The organism is Nonomuraea sp. NPDC049400 (assembly GCF_044466425.1).
In the GTDB taxonomy this organism is placed as follows: domain Bacteria; phylum Actinomycetota; class Actinomycetes; order Streptosporangiales; family Streptosporangiaceae; genus Nonomuraea.
Genome location: NZ_JBITMP010000033.1, coordinates 84945 through 105067 on the forward strand (window position 1 = coordinate 84945; position 20123 = coordinate 105067).

The 20123-nt window shown below is 71.6% G+C and carries 19 protein-coding genes; 8 read left to right on the forward strand and 11 right to left on the reverse strand.

What is annotated here, in order from left to right; translation table 11 throughout:
• Nucleotides 1-16: 16 nt before the first annotated feature.
• The 4 genes from ACIBVN_RS39170 to ACIBVN_RS39185 are packed head-to-tail and all read right to left on the reverse strand — an operon-like array spanning nucleotide 17 to nucleotide 3778.
• On the reverse strand, nucleotides 17-730 hold the full coding sequence (locus ACIBVN_RS39170; RefSeq protein ID WP_397145349.1) for an ABC transporter permease: 714 nt from the start codon (nucleotides 728-730) through the stop codon (nucleotides 17-19).
• Nucleotides 727-1614 carry an ABC transporter ATP-binding protein gene (locus ACIBVN_RS39175; RefSeq protein WP_397145350.1) on the reverse strand — a complete coding sequence of 296 codons (888 nt, stop codon included), beginning with the start codon at nucleotides 1612-1614 and terminating at the stop codon, nucleotides 727-729. Before ACIBVN_RS39175 ends, ACIBVN_RS39170 begins: the two co-directional genes overlap by 4 nt.
• Nucleotides 1615-1659: 45 nt before the next feature.
• Nucleotides 1660-2346 carry an alpha/beta hydrolase gene (locus tag ACIBVN_RS39180; RefSeq protein ID WP_349448199.1) on the reverse strand — a complete coding sequence of 229 codons (687 nt, stop codon included), beginning with the start codon at nucleotides 2344-2346 and terminating at the stop codon, nucleotides 1660-1662.
• Between the two features lie 13 nt (nucleotides 2347-2359).
• Complete coding sequence (locus tag ACIBVN_RS39185) at nucleotides 2360-3778, reverse strand: PLP-dependent aminotransferase family protein (protein WP_397145351.1); 1419 nt, start codon at nucleotides 3776-3778, stop codon at nucleotides 2360-2362.
• 59 nt (nucleotides 3779-3837) lie between these two features.
• Between ACIBVN_RS39185 and ACIBVN_RS39190 the strand changes: the two genes are divergently transcribed.
• Together ACIBVN_RS39190 and ACIBVN_RS39195 are read left to right on the forward strand one after the other, a co-directional pair.
• Nucleotides 3838-5025, forward strand: coding sequence for a trans-sulfuration enzyme family protein (locus ACIBVN_RS39190; protein WP_397145352.1), 1188 nt, complete (start codon nucleotides 3838-3840; stop codon nucleotides 5023-5025).
• A gap of 8 nt (nucleotides 5026-5033) precedes the next feature.
• Nucleotides 5034-6023, forward strand: coding sequence for a pyridoxal-phosphate dependent enzyme (locus ACIBVN_RS39195; protein ID WP_397145353.1), 990 nt, complete (start codon nucleotides 5034-5036; stop codon nucleotides 6021-6023).
• A 37-nt stretch (nucleotides 6024-6060) separates the two neighbouring features.
• Here ACIBVN_RS39195 and panB read toward each other — a convergent pair whose 3' ends face one another.
• Entirely contained in the window at nucleotides 6061-6891 is an 831-nt protein-coding gene (panB, locus tag ACIBVN_RS39200; RefSeq protein ID WP_397145354.1) for a 3-methyl-2-oxobutanoate hydroxymethyltransferase, read from the reverse strand.
• Between the two features lie 149 nt (nucleotides 6892-7040).
• On the opposite strand from panB, the gene ACIBVN_RS39205 reads away from it, so the two are divergent.
• The 3 genes from ACIBVN_RS39205 to ACIBVN_RS39215 all read left to right on the forward strand — a co-directional run bounded on the left by ACIBVN_RS39205 (nucleotide 7041) and on the right by ACIBVN_RS39215 (nucleotide 10566).
• Complete coding sequence (locus ACIBVN_RS39205) at nucleotides 7041-8282, forward strand: MFS transporter (RefSeq protein ID WP_397145355.1); 1242 nt, start codon at nucleotides 7041-7043, stop codon at nucleotides 8280-8282.
• Nucleotides 8283-8389: 107 nt separating this feature from the next.
• On the forward strand, nucleotides 8390-9955 hold the full coding sequence (locus tag ACIBVN_RS39210; RefSeq protein WP_397145356.1) for an MFS transporter: 1566 nt from the start codon (nucleotides 8390-8392) through the stop codon (nucleotides 9953-9955).
• Between the two features lie 8 nt (nucleotides 9956-9963).
• Entirely contained in the window at nucleotides 9964-10566 is a 603-nt protein-coding gene (locus tag ACIBVN_RS39215; RefSeq protein ID WP_397145357.1) for a TetR/AcrR family transcriptional regulator, read from the forward strand.
• Here the strand turns inward: ACIBVN_RS39215 and ACIBVN_RS39220 are convergent.
• Nucleotides 10563-11756 (reverse strand): hypothetical protein, encoded by a 1194-nt coding sequence (locus tag ACIBVN_RS39220; protein ID WP_397145358.1) that lies wholly within the window; start codon nucleotides 11754-11756, stop codon nucleotides 10563-10565. The genes ACIBVN_RS39215 and ACIBVN_RS39220 overlap by 4 nt on opposite strands.
• A 55-nt stretch (nucleotides 11757-11811) precedes the next feature.
• Between ACIBVN_RS39220 and ACIBVN_RS39225 the strand changes: the two genes are divergently transcribed.
• Together ACIBVN_RS39225 and ACIBVN_RS39230 are read left to right on the forward strand one after the other, a co-directional pair.
• Nucleotides 11812-12489 carry a TetR/AcrR family transcriptional regulator gene (locus ACIBVN_RS39225; protein ID WP_397145359.1) on the forward strand — a complete coding sequence of 226 codons (678 nt, stop codon included), beginning with the start codon at nucleotides 11812-11814 and terminating at the stop codon, nucleotides 12487-12489.
• A 223-nt stretch (nucleotides 12490-12712) separates the two neighbouring features.
• Nucleotides 12713-13009 carry a YybH family protein gene (locus ACIBVN_RS39230; RefSeq protein WP_397145360.1) on the forward strand — a complete coding sequence of 99 codons (297 nt, stop codon included), beginning with the start codon at nucleotides 12713-12715 and terminating at the stop codon, nucleotides 13007-13009.
• Between the two features lies 1 nt (nucleotide 13010).
• Here the strand turns inward: ACIBVN_RS39230 and ACIBVN_RS39235 are convergent, their stop codons facing one another.
• On the reverse strand, nucleotides 13011-13373 hold the full coding sequence (locus ACIBVN_RS39235; protein ID WP_397145361.1) for a MerR family transcriptional regulator: 363 nt from the start codon (nucleotides 13371-13373) through the stop codon (nucleotides 13011-13013).
• 84 nt (nucleotides 13374-13457) lie between these two features.
• Here ACIBVN_RS39235 and ACIBVN_RS39240 point away from each other — a divergent pair, with 84 nt between their 5' ends.
• Nucleotides 13458-14096: an SDR family NAD(P)-dependent oxidoreductase gene (locus tag ACIBVN_RS39240; protein WP_397145362.1), complete on the forward strand. Its 639-nt coding sequence runs from the start codon at nucleotides 13458-13460 to the stop codon at nucleotides 14094-14096.
• Between the two features lie 293 nt (nucleotides 14097-14389).
• Here the strand turns inward: ACIBVN_RS39240 and ACIBVN_RS39245 are convergent, their stop codons facing one another.
• The 4 genes from ACIBVN_RS39245 to ACIBVN_RS39260 all read right to left on the reverse strand — a co-directional run bounded on the left by ACIBVN_RS39245 (nucleotide 14390) and on the right by ACIBVN_RS39260 (nucleotide 20099).
• Nucleotides 14390-15460 carry a DNA alkylation repair protein gene (locus ACIBVN_RS39245; protein ID WP_397145363.1) on the reverse strand — a complete coding sequence of 357 codons (1071 nt, stop codon included), beginning with the start codon at nucleotides 15458-15460 and terminating at the stop codon, nucleotides 14390-14392.
• A 37-nt stretch (nucleotides 15461-15497) separates the two neighbouring features.
• Nucleotides 15498-17276: an NAD+ synthase gene (locus tag ACIBVN_RS39250; protein WP_397145364.1), complete on the reverse strand. Its 1779-nt coding sequence runs from the start codon at nucleotides 17274-17276 to the stop codon at nucleotides 15498-15500.
• Between the two features lie 33 nt (nucleotides 17277-17309).
• Nucleotides 17310-18833: a BTAD domain-containing putative transcriptional regulator gene (locus tag ACIBVN_RS39255; protein WP_397145365.1), complete on the reverse strand. Its 1524-nt coding sequence runs from the start codon at nucleotides 18831-18833 to the stop codon at nucleotides 17310-17312.
• A gap of 72 nt (nucleotides 18834-18905) precedes the next feature.
• Complete coding sequence (locus ACIBVN_RS39260) at nucleotides 18906-20099, reverse strand: MDR family MFS transporter (RefSeq protein ID WP_397145366.1); 1194 nt, start codon at nucleotides 20097-20099, stop codon at nucleotides 18906-18908.
• Between the last annotated feature and the right edge of the window lie 24 nt (nucleotides 20100-20123).

The following is a 20123-nucleotide window of genomic DNA, read 5'->3' on the forward strand; positions in this document are numbered from 1 at the left end:
GTAGCGGGTTGTGCACCTATGACCGGCGGGGTTCCCAGCGGAACCACAGCCGGATCGCGACGAGCCCGACGACCGTCCAGGCGGCCAGGACCAGGGCGGGCACGGCCGGCTCGCCGGTCTTGACGGCGTTCACGACGGCGGTGGTGGGCAGCAGGTCCAGGACGGGCCGCAGCCACGAGGGCAGCGGGATGGGGCCCATCGCGCCCGCCGAGACCCCGGCCAGCAGGAAGACGGGTGTGGTGAAGGCCGCGGCCAGCTCGGCGCGGGGGATCGCGGCCGTGTACGCGGCGCCGAGCAGGGACAGCACGGCCGACCCCGCGACCGTGATCGCGGCGAAGGACAGGGGGTCGCCGGGCAGCGGGACATCGGCCAGGAGCCACACGGCCACCGTGCACAGCACGATCATGGCCATGGTCTGTGTGGCCGTGCTGGCGATCTGGCCGAGCAGGATCTGCCCGTCCGTCAGCCGGCCGGACCGCAGCCGCTTGAGCACGAGCTGGTCGCGGCGGGTGGCCAGGGCGACGGCGATGTTCATGAACGCGGTGATCGCCAGCAGGATCGAGATCGTGCTCTGGAAGATCGAGACGGCTGACGGGGCGCCCAGCACCTGCTTCATGAGCAGCGGCATCCCGACGGCCAGCCCCACCGGGGTGAGCACCGAGGCGAACAGCATGGTCTTGTCCCGCCAGAACAGGCGCGTGCCGAGGCGGTAGGTCGCGGTCAGGCTCATCGGGCGCTCCTTGCGAGGTCCAGGAAGAGGTCTTCGAGGGTGGCCGTGCGGACCTCCAGGCCCGCCAGGCGCAGGCCGCGCCCCGCCGCCCAGGTCAGGAGCGTCTGCGCGGCCAGGTCCGGGTCCTCGGCGCGGCAGACGGCGCTGTCGCCCTCCACGGTGACCGGCAGCGGCAGGTCGGCCGGGTCGACGTGCGCGGGCAGCCGGAACGCCACCCGCCCCGACCTGGCGGCGAGGGTCTCCGCCATGTCGCCCGACGCGACCACCTCGCCCTCATCCATGATCGCCATGGCGGAGGCCAGGCGCTGTGCCTCGTCCAGGTAGTGCGTGGTGAGCAGGATCGTGGTGCCCTGCCCGGCCAGATCGCGGATGACGTCCCAGGTGCTCCTGCGTGCCTCGGGGTCCATGCCGGTGGTCGGCTCGTCGAGGAACAGCACGTCAGGACGGCCCAGCAAGGCCAGCGCCAGATCGAGCCGGCGCTTCTCGCCGCCCGAGAGCTGGCGGACCTTGGTGGCCTGCTTGCCCGTCAGCCCCGCCAGCTCCAGCGCCTCGTCGCGCGGGCGGGGCGCGGCGGTGAAGTCGCGCCAGGTGGCAAGGGTCTGGGCCACCGTCAGGTCAGGGAAGAACCCGGCCTCCTGCAACATGATCCCGGTGCGCTGCCTGACGGCCGCGCGGTCGGCGTACGGGTCGAGGCCGAGCACCCGCACGGTCCCGCCGTCGGCCCGCTGGAAGCCGGCGAGCACCTCGATCGTGGTGGTCTTGCCCGCGCCGTTCCTGCCCAGCAGGGCGAAGATCTGGCCTTCGGCCACCTCGAACGAGATGCCCTTCACCGCCTCGAACCCCTGGTGGCTCTTCCTGAGCCCGTTCACTTCGATCGCTGTCATGCGTTCGAGTGTTTCGGGGCCGGTCGCGGGGCGACAGTGAAGAATTCACGACTTCCGTGAGAGCTTGAGCAGCGCGTCCGTGACGCCCTCAGGGTCGACGAGCTGGTGCAGGTGCATGCCGGGCACGCGGGTCACGGGCCAGCCCCGCCGTCCCGCCTCCTCGGCGACGTTCTCGTATGGCGGGCCGAACCACAGGCACGAGCACCTGACGTCGTCCCACCCGGCGGGCACGGGGACGAGCTGGGTGTAGTAGTCGAGCGGCAGCCGCGGCTGCTCGGCCGCCACCCGGATGCGCACGGCGGGATCGGGCAGCATGGCCACCACGTCCTCCTCGTCCCACCAGTCGGTCCAGCGCGGCAGCACGCCGTCGGGGCCCGCCAGGTCATGCAGGAACGGCAGGAAGCTCTCGTCCGCGATCTTGATCAGGCCCTCACGCGGCGGGATGTGCGCGTCGGCGAACACGCACGCCACCACCCGCTCGCCCAGGCCCTCCTTGATCAGCGGCAGGAAGAAGCCCGCGTTGCTGTGCACGGCCAGCACGACGGGCGTGTCCGGGGTGGCCGCGCGCACCGCCTCCACCACCCGCGGCCAGTAGGGCGCGCCGCCCGCCGCCACGCCGGTCAGGTCGGGCACCACGGCCGCGTGCCCGCGGCGCTCCAGGGACTCGGCCACGGGCGCCCACGTCGAGGGCCCGACGGAGGGGCTGTGCACGAGTACGAACGTCGTCTCCATGGGGTCCACACTGTCAGACGACCAGGGGGTGGCGGGAGACCGATCGGCCCGCTCCGTCGTAGAACGCCCAGGCCGCGGCCAGGTTGTTCACTGCTCGCGAAAGCTCATCCTCCGGGAAGAGGAAGTGCAGGCGCATGCGGTCCGCGTGCCCGCCGAGCGGGTCGAACGACCTTCCCGGCGGCACCGCGACGCCGTGCCTGAGCGCGAGCTGGGCGAACGAGTCGACATCGCCGCGCGGGATCCGCACCCAGATGGTCTGGCCGCCGAGCGCCGACTCGAAGGACCACGACGGCAGGTGTGCGCGCAGCTCGGCGCACAGGTGGTCGTGGCGCTCGCGCAGCGTGCGCACGCGCGCCGCGCGTACCTCGTCCAGGCGGCGCAGCAGGGCGACGGCGGCGAGCTGGCTGAAGACCTCGCCGCCCAGGTCGTGCACGGCCCGCAGCCTGGCCAGCCGTGAGACCAGCGGCGCCGCCGCGCGGATCCACCCGACCCGTAGCCCGCCCCAGACGAGCTTGCTCAGCGAGCCGACGGAGATCTGGTGCTCTCCGTCCTTGAACGAGGCCAGCGGCGGAGGAGTCTCGCCGGTGAAGCAGAGCTCGGCGCAGACCTCGTCGTCGATCAGCGGCACGTCGTGCTCGGCGGCCAGCGTGGCCAGCCGCCTGCGGGCCGGGCGGTCCATGATCGAGCCGTCCGGGTTGCGGGCGGTGGGCACGAAGTAGGCCATGACGGGGCGTTCGCGCAGGTCCTCCGCCGTCCCCGGCCGGATGACGGCGGCGGCGTGCCGGAACACCTCCAGCGCGCCCGGGTACGTCGGCGTCTCGGCCAGCACGGTGTCACCGGGCGCCACCAGCAGCCCGGTCAGCAGCGTGAGCGCCTGCTGCGCGCCCGTCGTCACCATGATCTGCTCGGCCGTCGTGGGCACGCCGCGGCCGCTGTAGTAGGCGGCCAGCGCCGCGCGCAGGGCCGGGTGGCCGGCAGGCTGGTAGCCCAGGTCGCGCGTCCCGGCCAGCCGCGCGCCCGCCTCCTCGTACGCCTCGAACATCGCGACCGGCATGTCGTGCGGCGCGGCGCAGGTCAGGAGCTGAACGCCGTCCGGCGGGTGCAGGATGTGCTGCAGCAGCGGGTTGGCCACCACGCCGTCGGCGGTCCTCGTCGAGGGCAGGTCGAGCGCGGCCACCCGGGTGCCGCTGCCCTGGCGGCGCACCACGCGGCCCTCCTGATGCAGCAGGTCGTACGCGGCCACCACGGTGCCCCGGCCCACCGCCAGCCGCTTGGCGAGCACCCGGTCGGGCGGGAGCGGCTGGTCCGGCGGCAGCACGCCGTCGTCGATCAGGGCCCGCAGCCTGGCCGCGAGCAGCAGGTACAGCGGGCCGCGGCCCGACGCCCAGCGGCCCAGCAGATCGATGAGATCATCAAGATTGGCCCCATTCATGGACCAATTCTGTCGTATTGGCTCTCACATTGGCCCCTTCTTGCGGCGATCCTTGCTCTATGACCGAACCCCGTCCTGAGATGCTCCGTCCGGAAACCCGCGCCGTTCACCTGCCGCAACCTTCCGTCGAGGGCAGCCGCCCGATCACCATGCCGATCTACCAGACCTCCGGGTTCACCTTCGACGACCCCGCCGTGATGGCCGACGCGATGGGGCGGGCCGACGGGCCGTTCGTGTACGGGCGCTACACCAACCCCACCGTGCGCGCGCTGGAGCTGGCCGTCGCCGACCTGGAGGGCGGTGCCGCGGCCATCGCCACCGGCTCGGGCATGGGCGCGATCAACACCGTCCTGCTCGGCCTGCTCAAGCCCGGCGACCACCTCATCGCCCAGAAGTCCCTGTACGGCGGGACCGCCGCCATGATCAACGACCTGGTCGGCAGGTTCGGGATCACGGTCACGTACGTGCCCGAGAACGACCCCGCCGCCCTGCGCGCCGCCGTCCGGCCGGAGACCAGGCTGGTCTACCTGGAGACGATCAGCAACCCGATGACGCTGGTCGCCGACCTGCCCGGGATGTTCGCGGCGGCCCGTGAGCTGGGGATCCTGTCCGTGGTGGACAACACCTTCGCCACGGCCCTGCTCTGCCGGCCCATCGAGCACGGGGCGGACATCGTCGTACACTCCACCACCAAATACCTGTCCGGGCACACCGACGTGGTGGGCGGGATCGCCGTGTTCGCCTCCTCCTCGCTCCACGAGAAGGTGTGGCACTTCGCGATCGAGCTCGGGGCCTCGGCGGATCCGTTCGCGGCCTGGCTGTCGCTGCGGGGGCTGCAGACGCTGGGGTTGCGGATGGAGCGCCACTGCTCCAACGCGCGTCTCCTCGCCACCCGCCTCGCCGAGCACCCCGCCGTCACCGCCGTGCACTGGCCGGGGCTCTCCTCGCATCCCTCGTACGAACTGGCCGGGAAGCTGCTGTCCGACTTCGGCGGTGTCCTCTCGTTCGATCTCGCCGGCGGGCGGGCGGCCGGGGAGAAGTTCATGAGCTCCGTACGCCTGGCGCTGCTCGCTCCTTCGCTCGGGGGTGTGGAGACGCTCGTCCTGCACCCCGCCACGACGTCGCATCGTGCGCTGAGCGCCGAGGAGCTGGCCAGGAGCGGGATCGGCGAGGGCACCGTACGCATCGCGGTGGGCATCGAGCACCCCGAGGACCTGTGGGCCGACGTATCCCAGGCCCTGGCATAGTGGCCATTGTGGATTATTCGGATGTGCTGACCGCGGCCCATCGCATCGACGGGCACGTGCTCCGCACGCCGGTCCTCGAGATCTCGCCCGGGCTCTTCTTCAAGCTGGAGCTGCTGCAGCACTCGGGGTCGTTCAAGGTGCGGGGGGCGTTCAACCGCATGCTGTCGGCCGGCGAGCTGCCGCCCAGCGGGGTGATCGCCGCCAGCGGCGGCAACCACGGGCTGGCGGTGGCCTACGCGGCGCGGGCCCTGGGGGTGCGGGCGGAGATCTTCGTGCCCGAGGTGACCAGCCCGGTGAAGGTGGCGGGGCTCGCGGCGCTGGGGGCGCACATCACGCAGACCGGTGCCATCTACTCCGACGCCGCCGAGGCCGCTGCCAAGCGCGCCGCGGAGACGGGGGCGCTGGTGGTGCACGCGTACGACCAGGCCGAGGTGGTGGCGGGGCAGGGGACCACGGGGCTGGAGATCGTGGAGCAGACGGGTGGCGTCGACACGGTGGTGGTCGCCGTCGGCGGGGGCGGCCTCGCCGCGGGGACCACCCTGGGCACCTCCGGCGGCGCGTCTTCGCCCGGGTCCGCGTCCGGTGGCGGGCCGGGAGGCTCGCCCAGGTCCGCTTCTGAGCCCGGGGCGGTGGCCGGGCCGCGGATCGTCGCGGTGGAGCCCGAGCGGATCCCGACCCTGCACGAGGCACTGCGGGCAGGGGAGCCGGTGCCGGTCGAGGTCGGCGGGGTGGCGGCCGACGCGTTGGGCGCCACCAAGCTCGGCGCCATCCCGTTCGGGATCCTTTCGTCGCCCCGCGTGCGGAGCGTGCTGGTGAGCGACGAGGCGATCCTGCAGGCCCGGCGTACGCTCTGGGCGCGGCACCGGGTGGCGGCCGAGCCCGCGGGCGCGACCGCGTACGCCGCCCTGCTGTCGGGCGTCTACACCCCGGCGCCGGGGGAGCGGGTGGCAGTGGTGCTGTGCGGTTCCAACACCGACCCCGCCACGCTCACCGCCTGACCCGCCCCTCGTTCCGGGGTGACGTCCCGCGCCCGGGTCAGCTGTACGTGTGCTCCGGTGCGGGGAAGGCGCCCGAGGCCACGTCGGTGGCGAAGGCGCGGACGGCGCGGTCCATCTCCTCGGCCAGGTCCGCATAGCGCTTGACGAAGCGGGCCGGTCGCGGCGTGAGCCCCATCATGTCCTGCCACACCAGGACCTGCGCGTCCGTCCCCGCGCCCGCCCCGATGCCGATGGTCGGGATCGCCAGCGACGCCGTCACCCGCTGCGCCAGGTCGGCCGGCACGCACTCCAGCACCACGGAGAACGCCCCCGCCCGTTCCAGGTCCTTCGCGTCCGCCATGAGCTCGTCGCCCGACTGCCCGCGGCCCTGGACGCGGTAGCCGCCCAGGACGTTCACCGACTGCGGGGTGAGCCCGAGGTGGGCCATGACCGGGACCCCGGCCGAGACCAGCGCCTCCACCTGGGGCAGGACGCGACGGCCGCCCTCCAGCTTGACCGCGTGGGCGCCCGCCTCCTTCATGAAGCGCGCCGCCGACTCCAGCGCCTGCTGCGGCGAGGACTGGTAGGACCCGAACGGCAGGTCCGCGACCACGAGGGCACGTGACGAGCCGCGCACGACGGCCGCCGTGAGGGGCAGCAGGTCGTCGACCGTCACGGGGAGCGTGGAGTCGTACCCGTAGACGACCATGGCCGCCGAGTCGCCCACCAGCAGGACGGGGATGCCCGCGTCGTCGAACACCCTGGCCGTCATCGCGTCGTAGGCGGTGACCATGGGCCACCGCTCTCCGCGCTCCTTGGCGGCGGTGAGGTCGCGAACGGTGACCCGGCGCCCGGAGGCGCCCCCGTACAGCGTGGTTGAAGAGGACATGAGTGTTGAACCCTCCAGAAACGTCTCGAGGCGCCCCAGCGGCGTCCCCGGACTTCTTCCGATGATGTCACGCGGCCTCACGCGGCCGAAAACCTGTGGCGAAACTGTCGGTGCCTGTTGCCAGAATCGGCGAGGAGGTTTCAAACAACATGGCTCTCGACCCTTACCGACGACTGCTCAAGCTCCCGGGCGTCCCCGCGTTACTGCTGGTGGGGCTGCTGGCGCGGATTCCGTCCACGGCGATGGGCATGACGCTGACCCTGCACGTCGCCGTGGCGCTCGACCTGGGATACGGCAAGGCCGGTCTGATCACCATGGCCAACACGATCGGCATGGCGATCGGGTCACCGCTGTCGGGAAGGTTCGTCGACAAGCACGGCCTGCGTCCCGTGCTCATCGTCGCGACCGTGGCGCAGGCGGCGTTCTGGGCGTGCGCGTGGGCGCTGCCCTACCCCGTCCTGATCGGGGCGGCGGCGCTGGCCGGGCTGCTGGCGCTGCCGGTCTTCAGCGTGACCCGGCAGTGCCTGGCCGCGCTGGTGCCGGTGCCCCAGCGGCGCAGCGCGTTCGCGCTCGACTCGATGCTGGTCGAGCTGTCTTACATGGCGGGTCCCGCCCTCGCGGTGGCCGGGCTGACGGCGTTCGGCAGCGGGGTCACGATGATCGTCATCGGGGTCGGCACGACGGCCGCCGGCCTGGGCCTCATCGTGCTCAACCCGCCCACCCGATCGGCCGACGAGCTGGCGGAGCAGGCGGTGAAGGTGCCCAGGCGGCAGTGGATCACGCCCGGGTTCGCGGCGCTGCTCGGCACCACCGCGGCGGCCACGTTCGTGCTCATGGCGACCGAGCTGTCGCTGGTCGCGACCATGAACCAGGCAGGCCAGACCGAGTGGGTGGGCCTCGCCGTGGCGGTCTGGTGTGTTTACTCCCTCGTCGGCGGCTTCGTGTACGGCGGCCTGTCACGTGGCTTCTCGCCCCTGACGCTCATCGCCTCCATGGGCCTGCTCACCATCCCGGTGGGGCTGGTGAGCGGCGGCTGGCAGTGGCTGGTCCTGGCGCTCGTCCCGGCCGGGTTGCTCTGCGCGCCGTCGCTGTCGGCCACGGTCGACCTGCTCTCGCGGTGGGTGCCCACCGGGGCGCGAGGCGAGGCGATGGGCTTGCACGCCACGGCCCTGCTGATCGGCGGCGCGGCCGCGGCCCCCATCGTGGGCGCGGTGATCGACGGGAGCGGACCGGCGTGGGGGTTCGTGGTGGCGGGCGTGGTGGGTGTGGCCATGGTGCTCGCCGCCGTCCCGTTCTGGTCCCGCCGCCCTCCTGAGAAGCCCACGCCGCCGCTTGCGGAGGAAGAGGCGGCGTCGGGCCTATCGGCGACGACTTCCTCCTCCGGGAGGTGAGGCGGAGTTTACCCAGGGTTTACGAAACGGGACCGTTGCGTATCGGAATAGCTTGCGATACGGTGTCGTTGCGAAACTCAGGCGTATCGAAATTAAGGAATGCTGCCATGAACGACACAGTCGTGGACCCGAGGACGGGCCATCCACGCCGCTGGGGGATCCTCGGTGTGCTGGTGTTCAGCCTGCTGGCCGTCGTGCTGGACAACACCATCCTCAACGTGGCGATGAAGACCATCGCCGACAAGACGGTCGGTTTGGGGGCGACGCAGAGCGAGCTGGAGTGGGCGATCAACTCCTACACGCTCGTGTTCGCCGGTTTGTTGTTCACGTTCGGCGTGATCGGCGACCGAACAGGGCGAAAGCGGATGTTGTTCATCGGCATGGCGCTGTTCGGGCTGGCCTCACTTGCCAGCGCCTACTCCCAGGATCCGATGCAGCTGATCCTGGCGAGGGCGGCGATGGGCATCGGCGGCGCGGCGATCATGCCTGCGACGCTGGCGATCATCTCCAACATCTTCCCGCCCGGCGAGCGGGGCAAGGCGATCGGCATCTGGGCCGGTGGCGTGGGCCTCGCGGTGGCGATCGGACCGATCACGGGCGGCCTGCTGATCGAGCACTTCTGGTGGGGCTCGGTCTTCCTGATCAACGTGCCGATCGTGATCATCGCCATGATCCTCATCGCCACCTTCGTGCCCGAGTCGCGTGACCCGAAGCCGTCCAAGCTCGACCCGGTCGGCGTGGTGCTGTCCATCATCGGGCTGGTGGCCGTGGTCTACGGCATCATCCGCGGCGGCTACCTGGGCACCGTGGCGAGCGCCGAGGTGCTGGTGCCCACGCTGATCGGCCTGGTGGTGCTGGGCGTGTTCGTGTGGTGGGAACGGCGTATCGACCACCCCATCTTCGACGTGCGCAACTTCGGCAACGTCCGCTTCAGCTCGGCCATCGGCATGATGGGCATGGTCTTCTTCGCGATGATGGGCGGGATGTTCTTCCTGACCTTCTACCTGCAGATCGTGCTGGGGTTCTCGCCGGTGCAGGCGGGGGCGCTGATGATCCCCTTCGCCGCCGCGCAGCTCATCTTCGCGCCGCTCAGCCAGCGCGTGAACGAGCGGTTCGGCGCCAAGCTGTCGGCCACCGTGAGCATGATCGTGGTGACCGCCGCCCTGGCCAGCTACGCGCTCATGGACCAGGACACGCCGATCGTGCTGATCGAGCTCGTCTTCTTCGTCCAGGGCGCCGCGATGGCCAACATCATGCCGCCCGCCACCACCGCCATCATGGAGTCGCTGCCCAGGGAGAAGGCCGGTGTCGGCTCGGCCATGAGCAACACCGTCCGCCAGGTGGCCGGCGCGCTCGGCGTGGCCGTGCTGGGCTCGGTCCTGTCGTCCAACTACCGCAGCGAGATCAGCCCCTCGCTGGCCGGGCTGCCCGCTGACGTCCAGCACACCGCGGGCGAGTCGCTCGTCCAGACGATGGGCGTCATCCAGGGGCTCGGTGACAGGGGGCAGGCGCTGATCAAGCCGGCGTACACCGCGTTCATCGACGGCATGCACGTCACGGCGCTAGTGTCGGCAGTGATCGCGTTGGTCGGCGTCGCGGTCGTGGCGAAGTGGATGCCGGGCAAGGCACGCCCGGTGCAGCAGGCGGAGCAGAAAAAGCCAGCGGTAGTGTGAGGCCCGCGATGACGATCCAGGAATCGGGGACTGCCCGCCCGGCGGGGCGTCCACGTAGCGAGAAGGCCGAAAAGGCGATCATCGAGGCCACCCTCGATCTGATCGGCGAGGGCATGGGCATCTCCGAGCTGTCCATCGAGGCCATCGCGTCGAGGGCGGGCGTCGGCAAGACGACCATCTACCGGCGCTGGTCCAACAAGGAGGACCTGGTCGTCGACGCTCTCGCCACGCTCAAGGCGCCGCTGCCGCCGCTCGCCGGCACGTCGGTGCGTGACGACCTGATCTCCCTGCTCGACCTCATGCGCCGGGAGTCGGGCGACACCCGCAGCCGCTGCGTGATGAACATCGCGATGAACGAGTCCGACCGTTACCCGCAGTTGAAGGCGCGCTTCATGAAGCGCGCCGTCGAGCCCCGCAGGGAGGCGATGCGCGCCGTGATCGAGCGCGGCATCGCGAACGGCGAACTCCGCGCCGACCTGGATGTCTCCATGGGCATGGCCATTCTCACCGGCGCCATGATGTGGCACACCAAGTGGGCCCCGGCCGGAGACCTCGCCCCGGATCTCGCCGAACGTGTCGTGGACGCGGCACTCGCGGGCATGGCCCCCTAACGGCGCTTCACGGCCCTCGAGGTTTGCGGGGCCGTGGGGCATGGCCCGCTCACGGCCTTCACGCCCCCCGAGGTTTGCGAGGCTGCGGGCATGGCCACGTCGGCGGGTAGGAGTTGCTCGGTGAGCAGGCGGCGGACCCGGTCGGGGCCGGTGACCCAGGGCCGCAAAAGGTCCCATCCGTGGAAATATCCGAATATGTACGGGCGCATCGGTGACGGGCTGAGGATGCCGCCGAGCGCCAGCGCGGCCTCCTCCTCGCTGTAGAGCGCCCACCGCATCAGGTACCCGGCCAGCTCCACATCGCCCGCGCCCTCGTCCGCCAGGAACGCCGCGTTGCCCCAGACACCCCACAACACGTTCTTGGCGTGGTGGATCGCGGCGAAATCGCTCCCGTCGGGCCGGATGCCGAACTCGGGAAAGATGTGCCGGTTCAGCCACACCTGGGCCTCGTCGCCGGGAAAGAGGATCTCCTCGGCCAGCAGCCCCAGCCCTTCGCTGAGCACGAACGGCGGCGACGGCATGAACCGCACCCGCAGATCCTCCTTGAACAACGATTCGACGATGTGCCTGGGATGACCCTCATGGGCGACCACGTACAGCAGGTCAGCCAGGTTGAACGGGATCGCCTTGTTGATGTGGATCGTGGACTTCAGGCCGCCCTCGTAGTCGCCCGCCGCATGGAACGGCACGCCCTCCACGAGCCGGCACTCCACGACCTCGTCGGGCAGCGGGATGATGGCGCCGGTACGCGCCCGAGTCTCGGCCACCGCCCTGGCCACCAGATCGGGTAGCCGCTCGATCGGCTGCAGGGTGTGCGCCGCCTGCCACGCCTGCAGCCGGTCGGCCAGCGATCCGGAGGTCCTCGGCAGCGCCGCGTCCAGCTCCGCGTGCGCCTCCTCGAACACCGACTCCGGCAGCCACCGCGGCTCCAGGCCCAGGCATTCCCGCGCGTACTCGGCCAGCGGCAGCCGCTCGCCGTCCAGCCGCCGGGCGACGGCGCGCATCGCGCGTACCTGGGCGGCCAGGTAGGGGGAGGGGGCGCTCTCCAGCAGCCGGTCGGCCTGCTCGGCCAGCTCCCCGGCCGTCGAGGGGGTGTCGGCCCGCACGCTCCCGCGGTAGATCAGCACGCCACCCCCGAGGCGGTTGATCCCCAAGGCCAGCATTTCGTAGTCCTTGTGCCACTCCGTCATGCGCGTCAAGCTAGCTGTACGGTTTTCCGTACAGTGCACGGCCAAGGGGTGAGGCATGTCCATCTGGTTCCGTGAGGCGGGCGGCGGCGCGCCCGAGCGCAAGCCACGGCTGTCCCGCGAACGCATCGTCGAGGCCGCGGTCGCCCTGCTCGACGCCGAGGGCGTGGCCGGGTTCTCCATGCGGGCGCTGGCCGCGCGGCTGCGGGCGGGCACCATGTCGCTCTACGAGTACGTCCAGAGCAAGGAGGACGTGCTGGACCTGGCCCTGGACGAGGTGATCGGCGAGATCGAGCCGGTGGAGGAGGGCTCGTGGCGGGAGGTCTTGGTGGGCCAGCTCACGCAGAGCCGCGACGTGATGCGGCGCCATCCCTGGCTGACCGCGCTCATGAGCACCCGGCCCCTGCTCGGCCCGAACGCGCTGGCCCGCTCCCGCCTCCTCTTCTCCGCCCTGGCCCGCGCCGGGCTCAGCGGCCCCGCCCTCACGGCAGCCGTCGGCGCGCTGACGTCGTACGTGAACGGGTACGTCGCCAGCGAGAACACCTGGTGGGCCACCGTCCGCACCCCCGCGGCCGACGCCGAGATCCGCGCGCGAGTGGTCCAGCACCTGAACGACCACGTGGCCGAGCTGGCCTCGCTCACCCAGGTGGACAACGGCGACTTCGACAGCAGCTTCCTGCTCGGGCTCGACATGATCCTCGACGGCATCCAGGCCCGGCTTCCGGCGCAGGGCTGAGCCCCGAGGCGGTACGGCGGCGTCACCGCCATACACGAGCCGTCCTTGGCGACCGTCAAGAGCCGTATCGGACGCATCCTCGCCAAGCTCGGCCTGCGCGGCCGCATGCAGGTCGTGGCGTACGAGAACGGAGTCGTCCGGCGCGGCGACCACCCGTTGTAGCGTGGGGCGATGGCGGACAGCGGCGAGGCGGCGGCGGAGTTGCTGGCCGCGGCGCGGGAGGGTGACCAGGAGTCGTTCGGGCGGCTGGTCGGCCCGTTGCGGGACGAGCTGCGCGCGCGGCCTGGACGAGGGGCCGGACGTCCGCTTCGACGTTCCCGACCTGAAGATTGTGGCCAGGGAGGACCTCGCGGTCGCGTGGGGGCTCAACCGGGTCCGCGTGGGCGGGACCGCCGAGAGCTGGTCACGCGGGACCAGGGTGTTCGAGCGGCGGAACGGGGCATGGGTGATGATCCACCAGCACGTCTCCTATCCGTACGATCTGCACACGGGTGAGGCCCGGACCGACCTGCGCCCCTGAGTCAGGGGTCCGGCCGGACCGAGGCGAGCATGGTGTCGAGGGCGCGCTGGGACGTCTGGAGCTGCTCGATCGTGGCGCTGATGCGCTCCCGCTCCCTGCGCAGGTTGCTCACCATGCCCGGGCAGGCCGTCGGCACCATCCGGTCGCCGTCGTCGTGGACGCAGTCCAGCAGGCGGGCGATGACCGCCGTGGGCAGACCGGCGGCGAGCATCGTGCGGATGTGGCGGACCGCGGCGACGTCCGGCTCGCCGTACTCGCGGTAGCCGTTGGGCATCCGCACCGGCCGCAGCAGCCCCTGTTCCTCGTAGTAACGCAGCAACCGCCTGCTCACCCCGGTCCGGTGGGCGAGGTCTCCGATCCTCATGTGCTCCTTGACCCTCACATCGATGTGACGCCTTAGCTTCTGATCGCAACAGCTTCTGATCACAACAACGGAAAGGAGCCGATAATGCCTGGAGCTGTGATCATCGGAGCGGGGCCGGGGATCGGCCGGTCCGTCGCCCGCCGGTTCGCGCGGGAGGGGCTGCCCGTCGCCCTCGTCTCGCGTACCGGCACGGCACTCGATCTGGACGGGGTGCTCACGTACAAGGTCGACGTCGCCGACGAGGACCGGCTCCGCGAGGCCCTCGACGCGGCCTCCGCCGACCTGGGCACGCCGGACGTCGTGGTCTACAACGCCGCGATCATCCGGCCCGACACGCCCGGCGAGGCGAGCGCGCGGCCCCAGCTGGAGGCCTGGGCGGTGAACGTGGTGGGCGCGCTGGTCGCGGCCGCGCACGTGGCGCCCGCGATGGCCCGGCGCGGCAGCGGGTCGTTCCTCATCACCGGCGGCATGCCCGAGCCCAAGGCCGGGTACGTCAGCCTGTCGCTCGGCAAGGCGGGCGTGCGGACGCTGGTGGAGCTGCTCGACCAGGAGTACGGGCCGTCCGGAGTGCACGTGGCGAGCGTCACCGTGGCCGGGCCGGTCGCGCCGGGCACGGACTTCGACCCGAACGACATCGCCGAGCACTACTGGCGCCTGCACACCCAGCCCCGCGACGGATGGGAGCGGGAGGTCCTCCACGCCGGCGGTGGCGTCAGGGCGTGAGCTTCCAGAGCCAGCCGACGGTGGGGAGCCCGAGCCGTCCGGCCACCCGCTGGGAGGAGTGGTGTCGGCGCCGGTGCTGTAGAAGAGGGGGATGTCCGGCAGGAGGCCGGCCCACACGGCGGTGGTGGCGGCCGTCAGGCGGGCGCTGTGGCAGACGGCGGCGACCTGCCCGTCCTCAACGATCATCGCCCACGGCGCCCCCTCACGGCCGCCGAGGAGCGCGTCCTATTCGCGGAGTGTCCATCACGGCGCCTCCGCTGTGAATGCCGCGACTTTGCGGAGAAGGCCCACGCTCACGACGCCACCAGCGTGAATGCCGCGCTCGCCGCGACCCGGCCGTTGACGATCACTTCGAGCTCCCTCGCGCCCGGCGGCTCGTCGCGGGTGGTGACCGGGCGGAAGGAGTGGCTCTTGCGCGCGGTGAACGTCGCCCCCGCCTCCGCCGCCTCGCGCTGGGCCAGATGGAACACCCGCCGCGAGCCCGCCCGCCGGATCGCGTACTTCAGCAGCACCGGCCCTGGCGCCCCCGCCGTGACCGTGACGGCGAAGGCCAGCCTCCCGCCGACGGTCACCGTGTCGGACTCCAGTGCCAGCACGTCGACCGCGCCGCTGCCCGGAGTGGCTCCCACCAGGGCCAGCGCCCTCGGATGGCCGGCGCGCAGCAGCCCGCGGACCGCGTGGCGCAGCACCTTCTCCACATGCGACCCGCCGTCGGAGCGCCACCGGGCCAGCAGGTCGAGCGCCGCCTCCGGATGGTCCTTGGCCAGGTCGTTGACGTGGTTGGCGACCGAGCGGCGGACGTATTCGCTCGGGTCGTCGCGCAGCCGGTCGAGCAGGGGCAGGGTCGGCCCCGGCGCCATCAGCCAGCGCACCTGCGAGCCCCACGGCAGCCGCGGGCGCGACCCCTCCGAGGCCAGGCGGCGCAGGTGCTCGTCGGGGGACTCGGCCCAGTCGTACATGATCTTGAGTGCGTCCTCCCGGTGCCGCTCCAGGTAGGGCCGTACGGCGAACTCACCCGTCGCGAACGGCGTGAGCACGGCCAGCGTGGCCATCCCCGCCTCCAGATGGCCGACCCCCTGGGTGGCCGTGTGGTCGGTGGCGGGCCAGCCGCTCCACATGTCGAGCGCCGCCCGCGAGGCGCACTCGCGGACCACCTCGGCGGCCTGCGGGTAGGGCAGCGGCAGCGCGTCGTGGAGGGCCGCGGCCACGTGCCTGACCCGGTCCTTCAGCTCCAGCCCGGCGAGCCCGGCCAGGGCCCGCTCGGTGAAGCGGGCCCGCGGGAACGGCGCCCACGCGGCGGCGAGCCCGTCGGCCAGCACGGCGATGGATCCGGCGTTGATCAGGTCTTTCAGGGGTTGAGCCACGGCGGCCACTCTGCCAGCCGCCACCGACAGTTCCCTGTCAGGCCTGGCCGGTGGTCTCGCGCCACCTGTTGGTGATGGGGAGGCGGCGGTCGCGGCCGAAGTTCTTCGGCGTGATCTTGGGGCCTGGCGGATACTGGCGCCGCTTGTACTCGGCCAGGTCCACCAGCCTGATGATCCTCGTGACCAGCGCCGGGTCGTGGCCCGCCGCGATGAGCTCCTGCGAGCCCATGTCCTTCTCCACGTAGTCGTCCAGCAGGCGGTCGAGGATCTCGTACGGCGGGAGCGAGTCCGTGTCCCGCTGGTCGGGGCGGAGCTCGGCGCTGGGCTCCTTGGTGACGGAGTTCTCCGGGATGGGGGTCTTCGCCTCGAGCAGGAACTGGGGCAGCGAGTTGGCGTTGCGCCACCTCGCCAGGTCCCACACCATGGTCTTCGGCACGTCCTTGATGGGGGCGAAGCCGCCGGCCGAGTCGCCGTACAACGTCGAATAGCCGGTCGCGAGCTCGCTCTTGTTGCCCGTGGTCAGCACCAGGTGGCCGTGCTCGTTCGACAGGCCCATGAGGATCATGCCGCGTACCCTCGCCTGGAGGTTCTCCGCGGCCAGTCCCGACAGGTCGATCTCCTTCTCGAAGGCGCTGACGATGTCGGCGATCGGGACGGTCTGCGCGGTCACGCCCTGCCTGCGGACCAGCTCTTCCGCGTCGGCCAGCGAGTGGTCCGAGGAGTAGCGGGACGGCATGAGCACCACATTGACGCGCGACGGGCCGATGGCGTCGGAGGCGATGGTGGCCGTCAGCGCCGAGTCGATGCCGCCGGACAGGCCGAGGATGACCGACTCGAAGCCGTTCTTGGCCACATAGTCCCGCACGGCGAGGACTAGGGCCGAGTAGACCTCGGCGGGCAGGTCCAGGCGCTCCGAGATCGTCGCGGGGGCGGGCTCGTAGGGCTCCACGGGGGTGGCGGACAGCACCATGCGGTCCACCGTGATGGTCGTGCCGTCGCCCGCGTCGTACGGGAACGAACCTGTCTCCGCCTCCGAGACCGGCAGCTCCAGGTCCACGACCAGCAGCTCCTCCGTGAACTGCCCCGCCCGCGCCACGAGCGAGCCCGAGGCGTCCACCACGATCGAGTCGCCGTCGAAGACCAGCTCGTCCTGCCCGCCGACCTGGTTCACGTAGACGAGCGCGCATCCCGCCTCACGCGCCCGCCGCGCGCACAGCTCCAGGCGTACGTCGTCCTTCTCCTTCTCGTACGGCGACGCGTTCGGCGCGATCAGCAGCCCGGCGCCCGCCTCGCCCACGACGGACACGGGACCGCCCTCCTGCCAGAGGTCCTCGCACACCGCGATCGCCACGTCCACCCCGTGCAGCCGGAAGATCGGCATCCGGTCGCCGCGCACGAAATAGCGGTATTCGTCGAACACCCCGTAGTTGGGCAGGTGGTGCTTGGCCGTCCTGGTGACCACCTCGCCCTTGTGGAGCAGCGCCGCCGCGTCCAGCGGGGCGCCCTTCGGCTGGCCCGCCCGGGGCGCCAGCCCCGCGCGGTCGACGTAGCCGACGACCACGGGCAGGTCTCCCAGGCCCTCCCGCTCCAGCCTCCGCGCCACCTCCTCCAGCGCCCGGATGCTGGCGTCCACGAAGGACGTACGCAGTACGAGGTCCTCCACGGGATAACCGGTGAGGAACATCTCGGTGAAGACCACGAGATGAGCCCCGCGCTCGGCGGCGTCACGCGTCCACGTGATCAGCCGGTCGGCGTTCGTGTCAAGGTCGCCGACGGTCGGATTCGTCTGTGCCAGGGCAATACGGAGTTGGGCCACGTCGCCAAGCCTAGTACGGTGGGATTTTTATCGTCAAAGCGACGAAAAGTAAGGCTTTTCCCCGGGTGTCACTAAACCTGACTCGTACGCCGCCATGACCAGCTGCGCCCGGTCGAACAGCCCGAGGTGTTCCAAGAGCGACTTGACCATGACGGCCACCTCCTGCTCGGGCCAGGAGAGCGCCTGTCCGATCTGGTGGTTCGTCAGGCCGCGCGCGACGAGTTTCAGCACGTCGAGCTGGGAATCGGCGAGCCCGGCCAGCGCCGGGGGAGCGGCCGGGTCGCTGCGCCCGGCGAACGACGCGATCAGCCGGGTGGTGATCGTCGGGTCGATGAGCGCGTCCCCTGCCGCCGCCGCCCTGATCGCGGCCAGGAACTGCTCGGGAGCCGACGTCTTCAGCAGGAATCCGCTCACTCCCGCGCGCAACGCCGCATGCAGGTTCTCGTCGCTGCCGAACGTGGTCATCATGATCACCTTCGGCGGCCGGTCCTCCGCGAGGATCCTGCGGGCGGCGGCCAGCCCGTCGAGCCGCGGCATCTGGATGTCCAGCAGGACCACGTCCGGGCGGGTCTCGGCCACCCGCGCGATCGCCTCCTCGCCGTCGGCCGCCTCGCCGGCCAGCGTCACCCCGGGCTCGCCGGCCAGCATCGCCCGCACCCCGGTCCGCACGAGCGCCTGGTCGTCGGCCACCAGCACGCGCAGCGGCGCGGTGGCCGACGTCGCCGCGGGCTCGCCGGCGGTCTGCGCGCTGCCCGGGACCTCCAGGCGCGCGGACGCCGCCGCGGGTTCGCCGGCGGTCTGCGCGCTGCGCGGGACCTCCAGGCGCTGGGCGAGCATGTCGGCCTCCAGGCGTTTCAGCCCGTCCGACAGGTCCAGGCCCAGCTCGTCGCGCCACGCCGCGCGCGCCCTGCGCAACGCCGACAGCGCGTCGCCCTGGCGTCCCAGCCGGTACAGCGCCACCGCCAGCAGCCGCCACGCCTCCTCGCGCAGCGGGTACGCCGACGCGTGCGCCTCCAGGTCGGCCACCAGCGACGTCGCCCTGCCCAGCGCGAGACCGGCGTCGGCCCGGCGCTCGACGGCGATCAGCCGCAGCTCCTCCAGCCTGCCCGCCTCCGTCGTGGCCCAGCCCAGCTCCCCGAACTCGGCCAGCGCGGGCCCCCGCCACAGCCCCAGCGCGGTGTCCATGGCCGCCCACACCTGCGCCGGAGTCCCGTCCGACTTCACCAGGCTCTCGAACCGCCACATGTCCACCTGCTCCGTCCCGGCCCGGAGGGCGTAACCGGGCGGCGCGGAGATCAGCACGCGGGCCTCCTCGCGGGGTGCGCGATCGGGCTCGAGCGCCCGGCGCAGGCGCGAGACGTACCCCTGGATCGTGGACAGGGCCTGCGCCGGCGGCTCGCCCGGCCAGAGCTCGTCGATGAGGGTGCCCACGGGCACGGCGCGGCCGCCGGCCACGAGCAGGCGCGCGAGCACCGCCCGTTGCCGCTGGCCGCCGAGGTCGAGAAGGGTGCCGCCGGACCAGGCCTGGAACGGTCCGAGCGCGGTGATTGTCAGCATGTCAGGCGTAACTGTAGAGGGAGAAGGTGTGTGGGTATATGGCGAATTCTCCCAATATCCGGCTGACTCTGGTCAGCGGCGTCTGATGGCCGGCCCGAGCAGGAGCATGCCCGCCGCCGACACCATCCCCACCCCGCCGATCGTGAACCACAGCGCCCACGTCCCGATCTCCAGCAGCGGCCCGCCGATCAGCGGCGCCAGCACCGCCGCCAGCGACCAGGCGAACCCGAACAGGCCCGAATACCGCCCCCGCAGCTCGGCCGGGGCGAGCGCGGCCACGATCGTGCCGGCGATGCCCGCCTGGATGATCTCGCCTATCGTCCACACCGCGATCGTCACCGCCAGCCCGAAGGTGTCGTGGACGAACGCGGTCATGGCGAACCCGAGCGCCATCACCGCGACCCCCAGCGCGAAGGTGCGTGAGGCGTCCCTGCGTCCCAGCCACCCCGACACCAGCGGCTGGACGACGACGATCAGCACCCCGTTCAGCGCCATGGCCAGCCCGTACTGGCCCGGCGACAGTCCCACGACCTCCGTCATCGCCACCGGCAGCATGGTCATCGTCTGCGAGTAGACCAGCGCCATGGCCATCGTCACCAGCGTGAAGCTCACCATCACCCGGTCCCGCAGCACCACGCCGAACCCGCCGGCGGACTTCTCGGCCGACGGCCTGGTCTCCGGGACGGCCCGCCACACCAGCACGGCGAAGGCCACGCTCGACAGGGCGTCGATCCAGAACAGCCAGACGAACCCGAGCCCCGCGAGCCAGCCCCCAGCCGTCATGCCGACCGCGTAGCCGAGGTTGATCGCCCAGAACAGCAGCCCGTACGCCCGGGGCCGCTCCTCGGGCGAGACCAGGTCCGCCACCAGGGCGTTCGAGGCGGGCCGGTAGATGTCGATCACCAGCCCGAGCACGAACATCGAGGCCAGGATGGCGGGCAGCGAGGTGCTGTAGCCGAGCGCCAGCATGGTCACGGCCGTGGCCAGCATGCCGCCCGACAACGTGGCCCGGCGCCCGATCCGGTCCGTGAGCACCCCCGCGAGTAACTGCGACAGCAGCGAGCCCGCTCCGAACAAGCCCATCACCAGGCCGGCCGCCGTCACCGACAGGCCGCGGCTCTGCGTCAGGTAGACGCCGGTGAAGGGCATGACCATGGTGCCCAGCCGGTTCACCAGCGTGCCGCCCCACAGAGCCCAGAACGGGCGGGGCAGCCCGCCGAGCTTGGAACGGAGGAAGGATGCACGGTCAACAGTTGCGCTTGTCACGCGACAAAGCTTGATGTTCCGGGT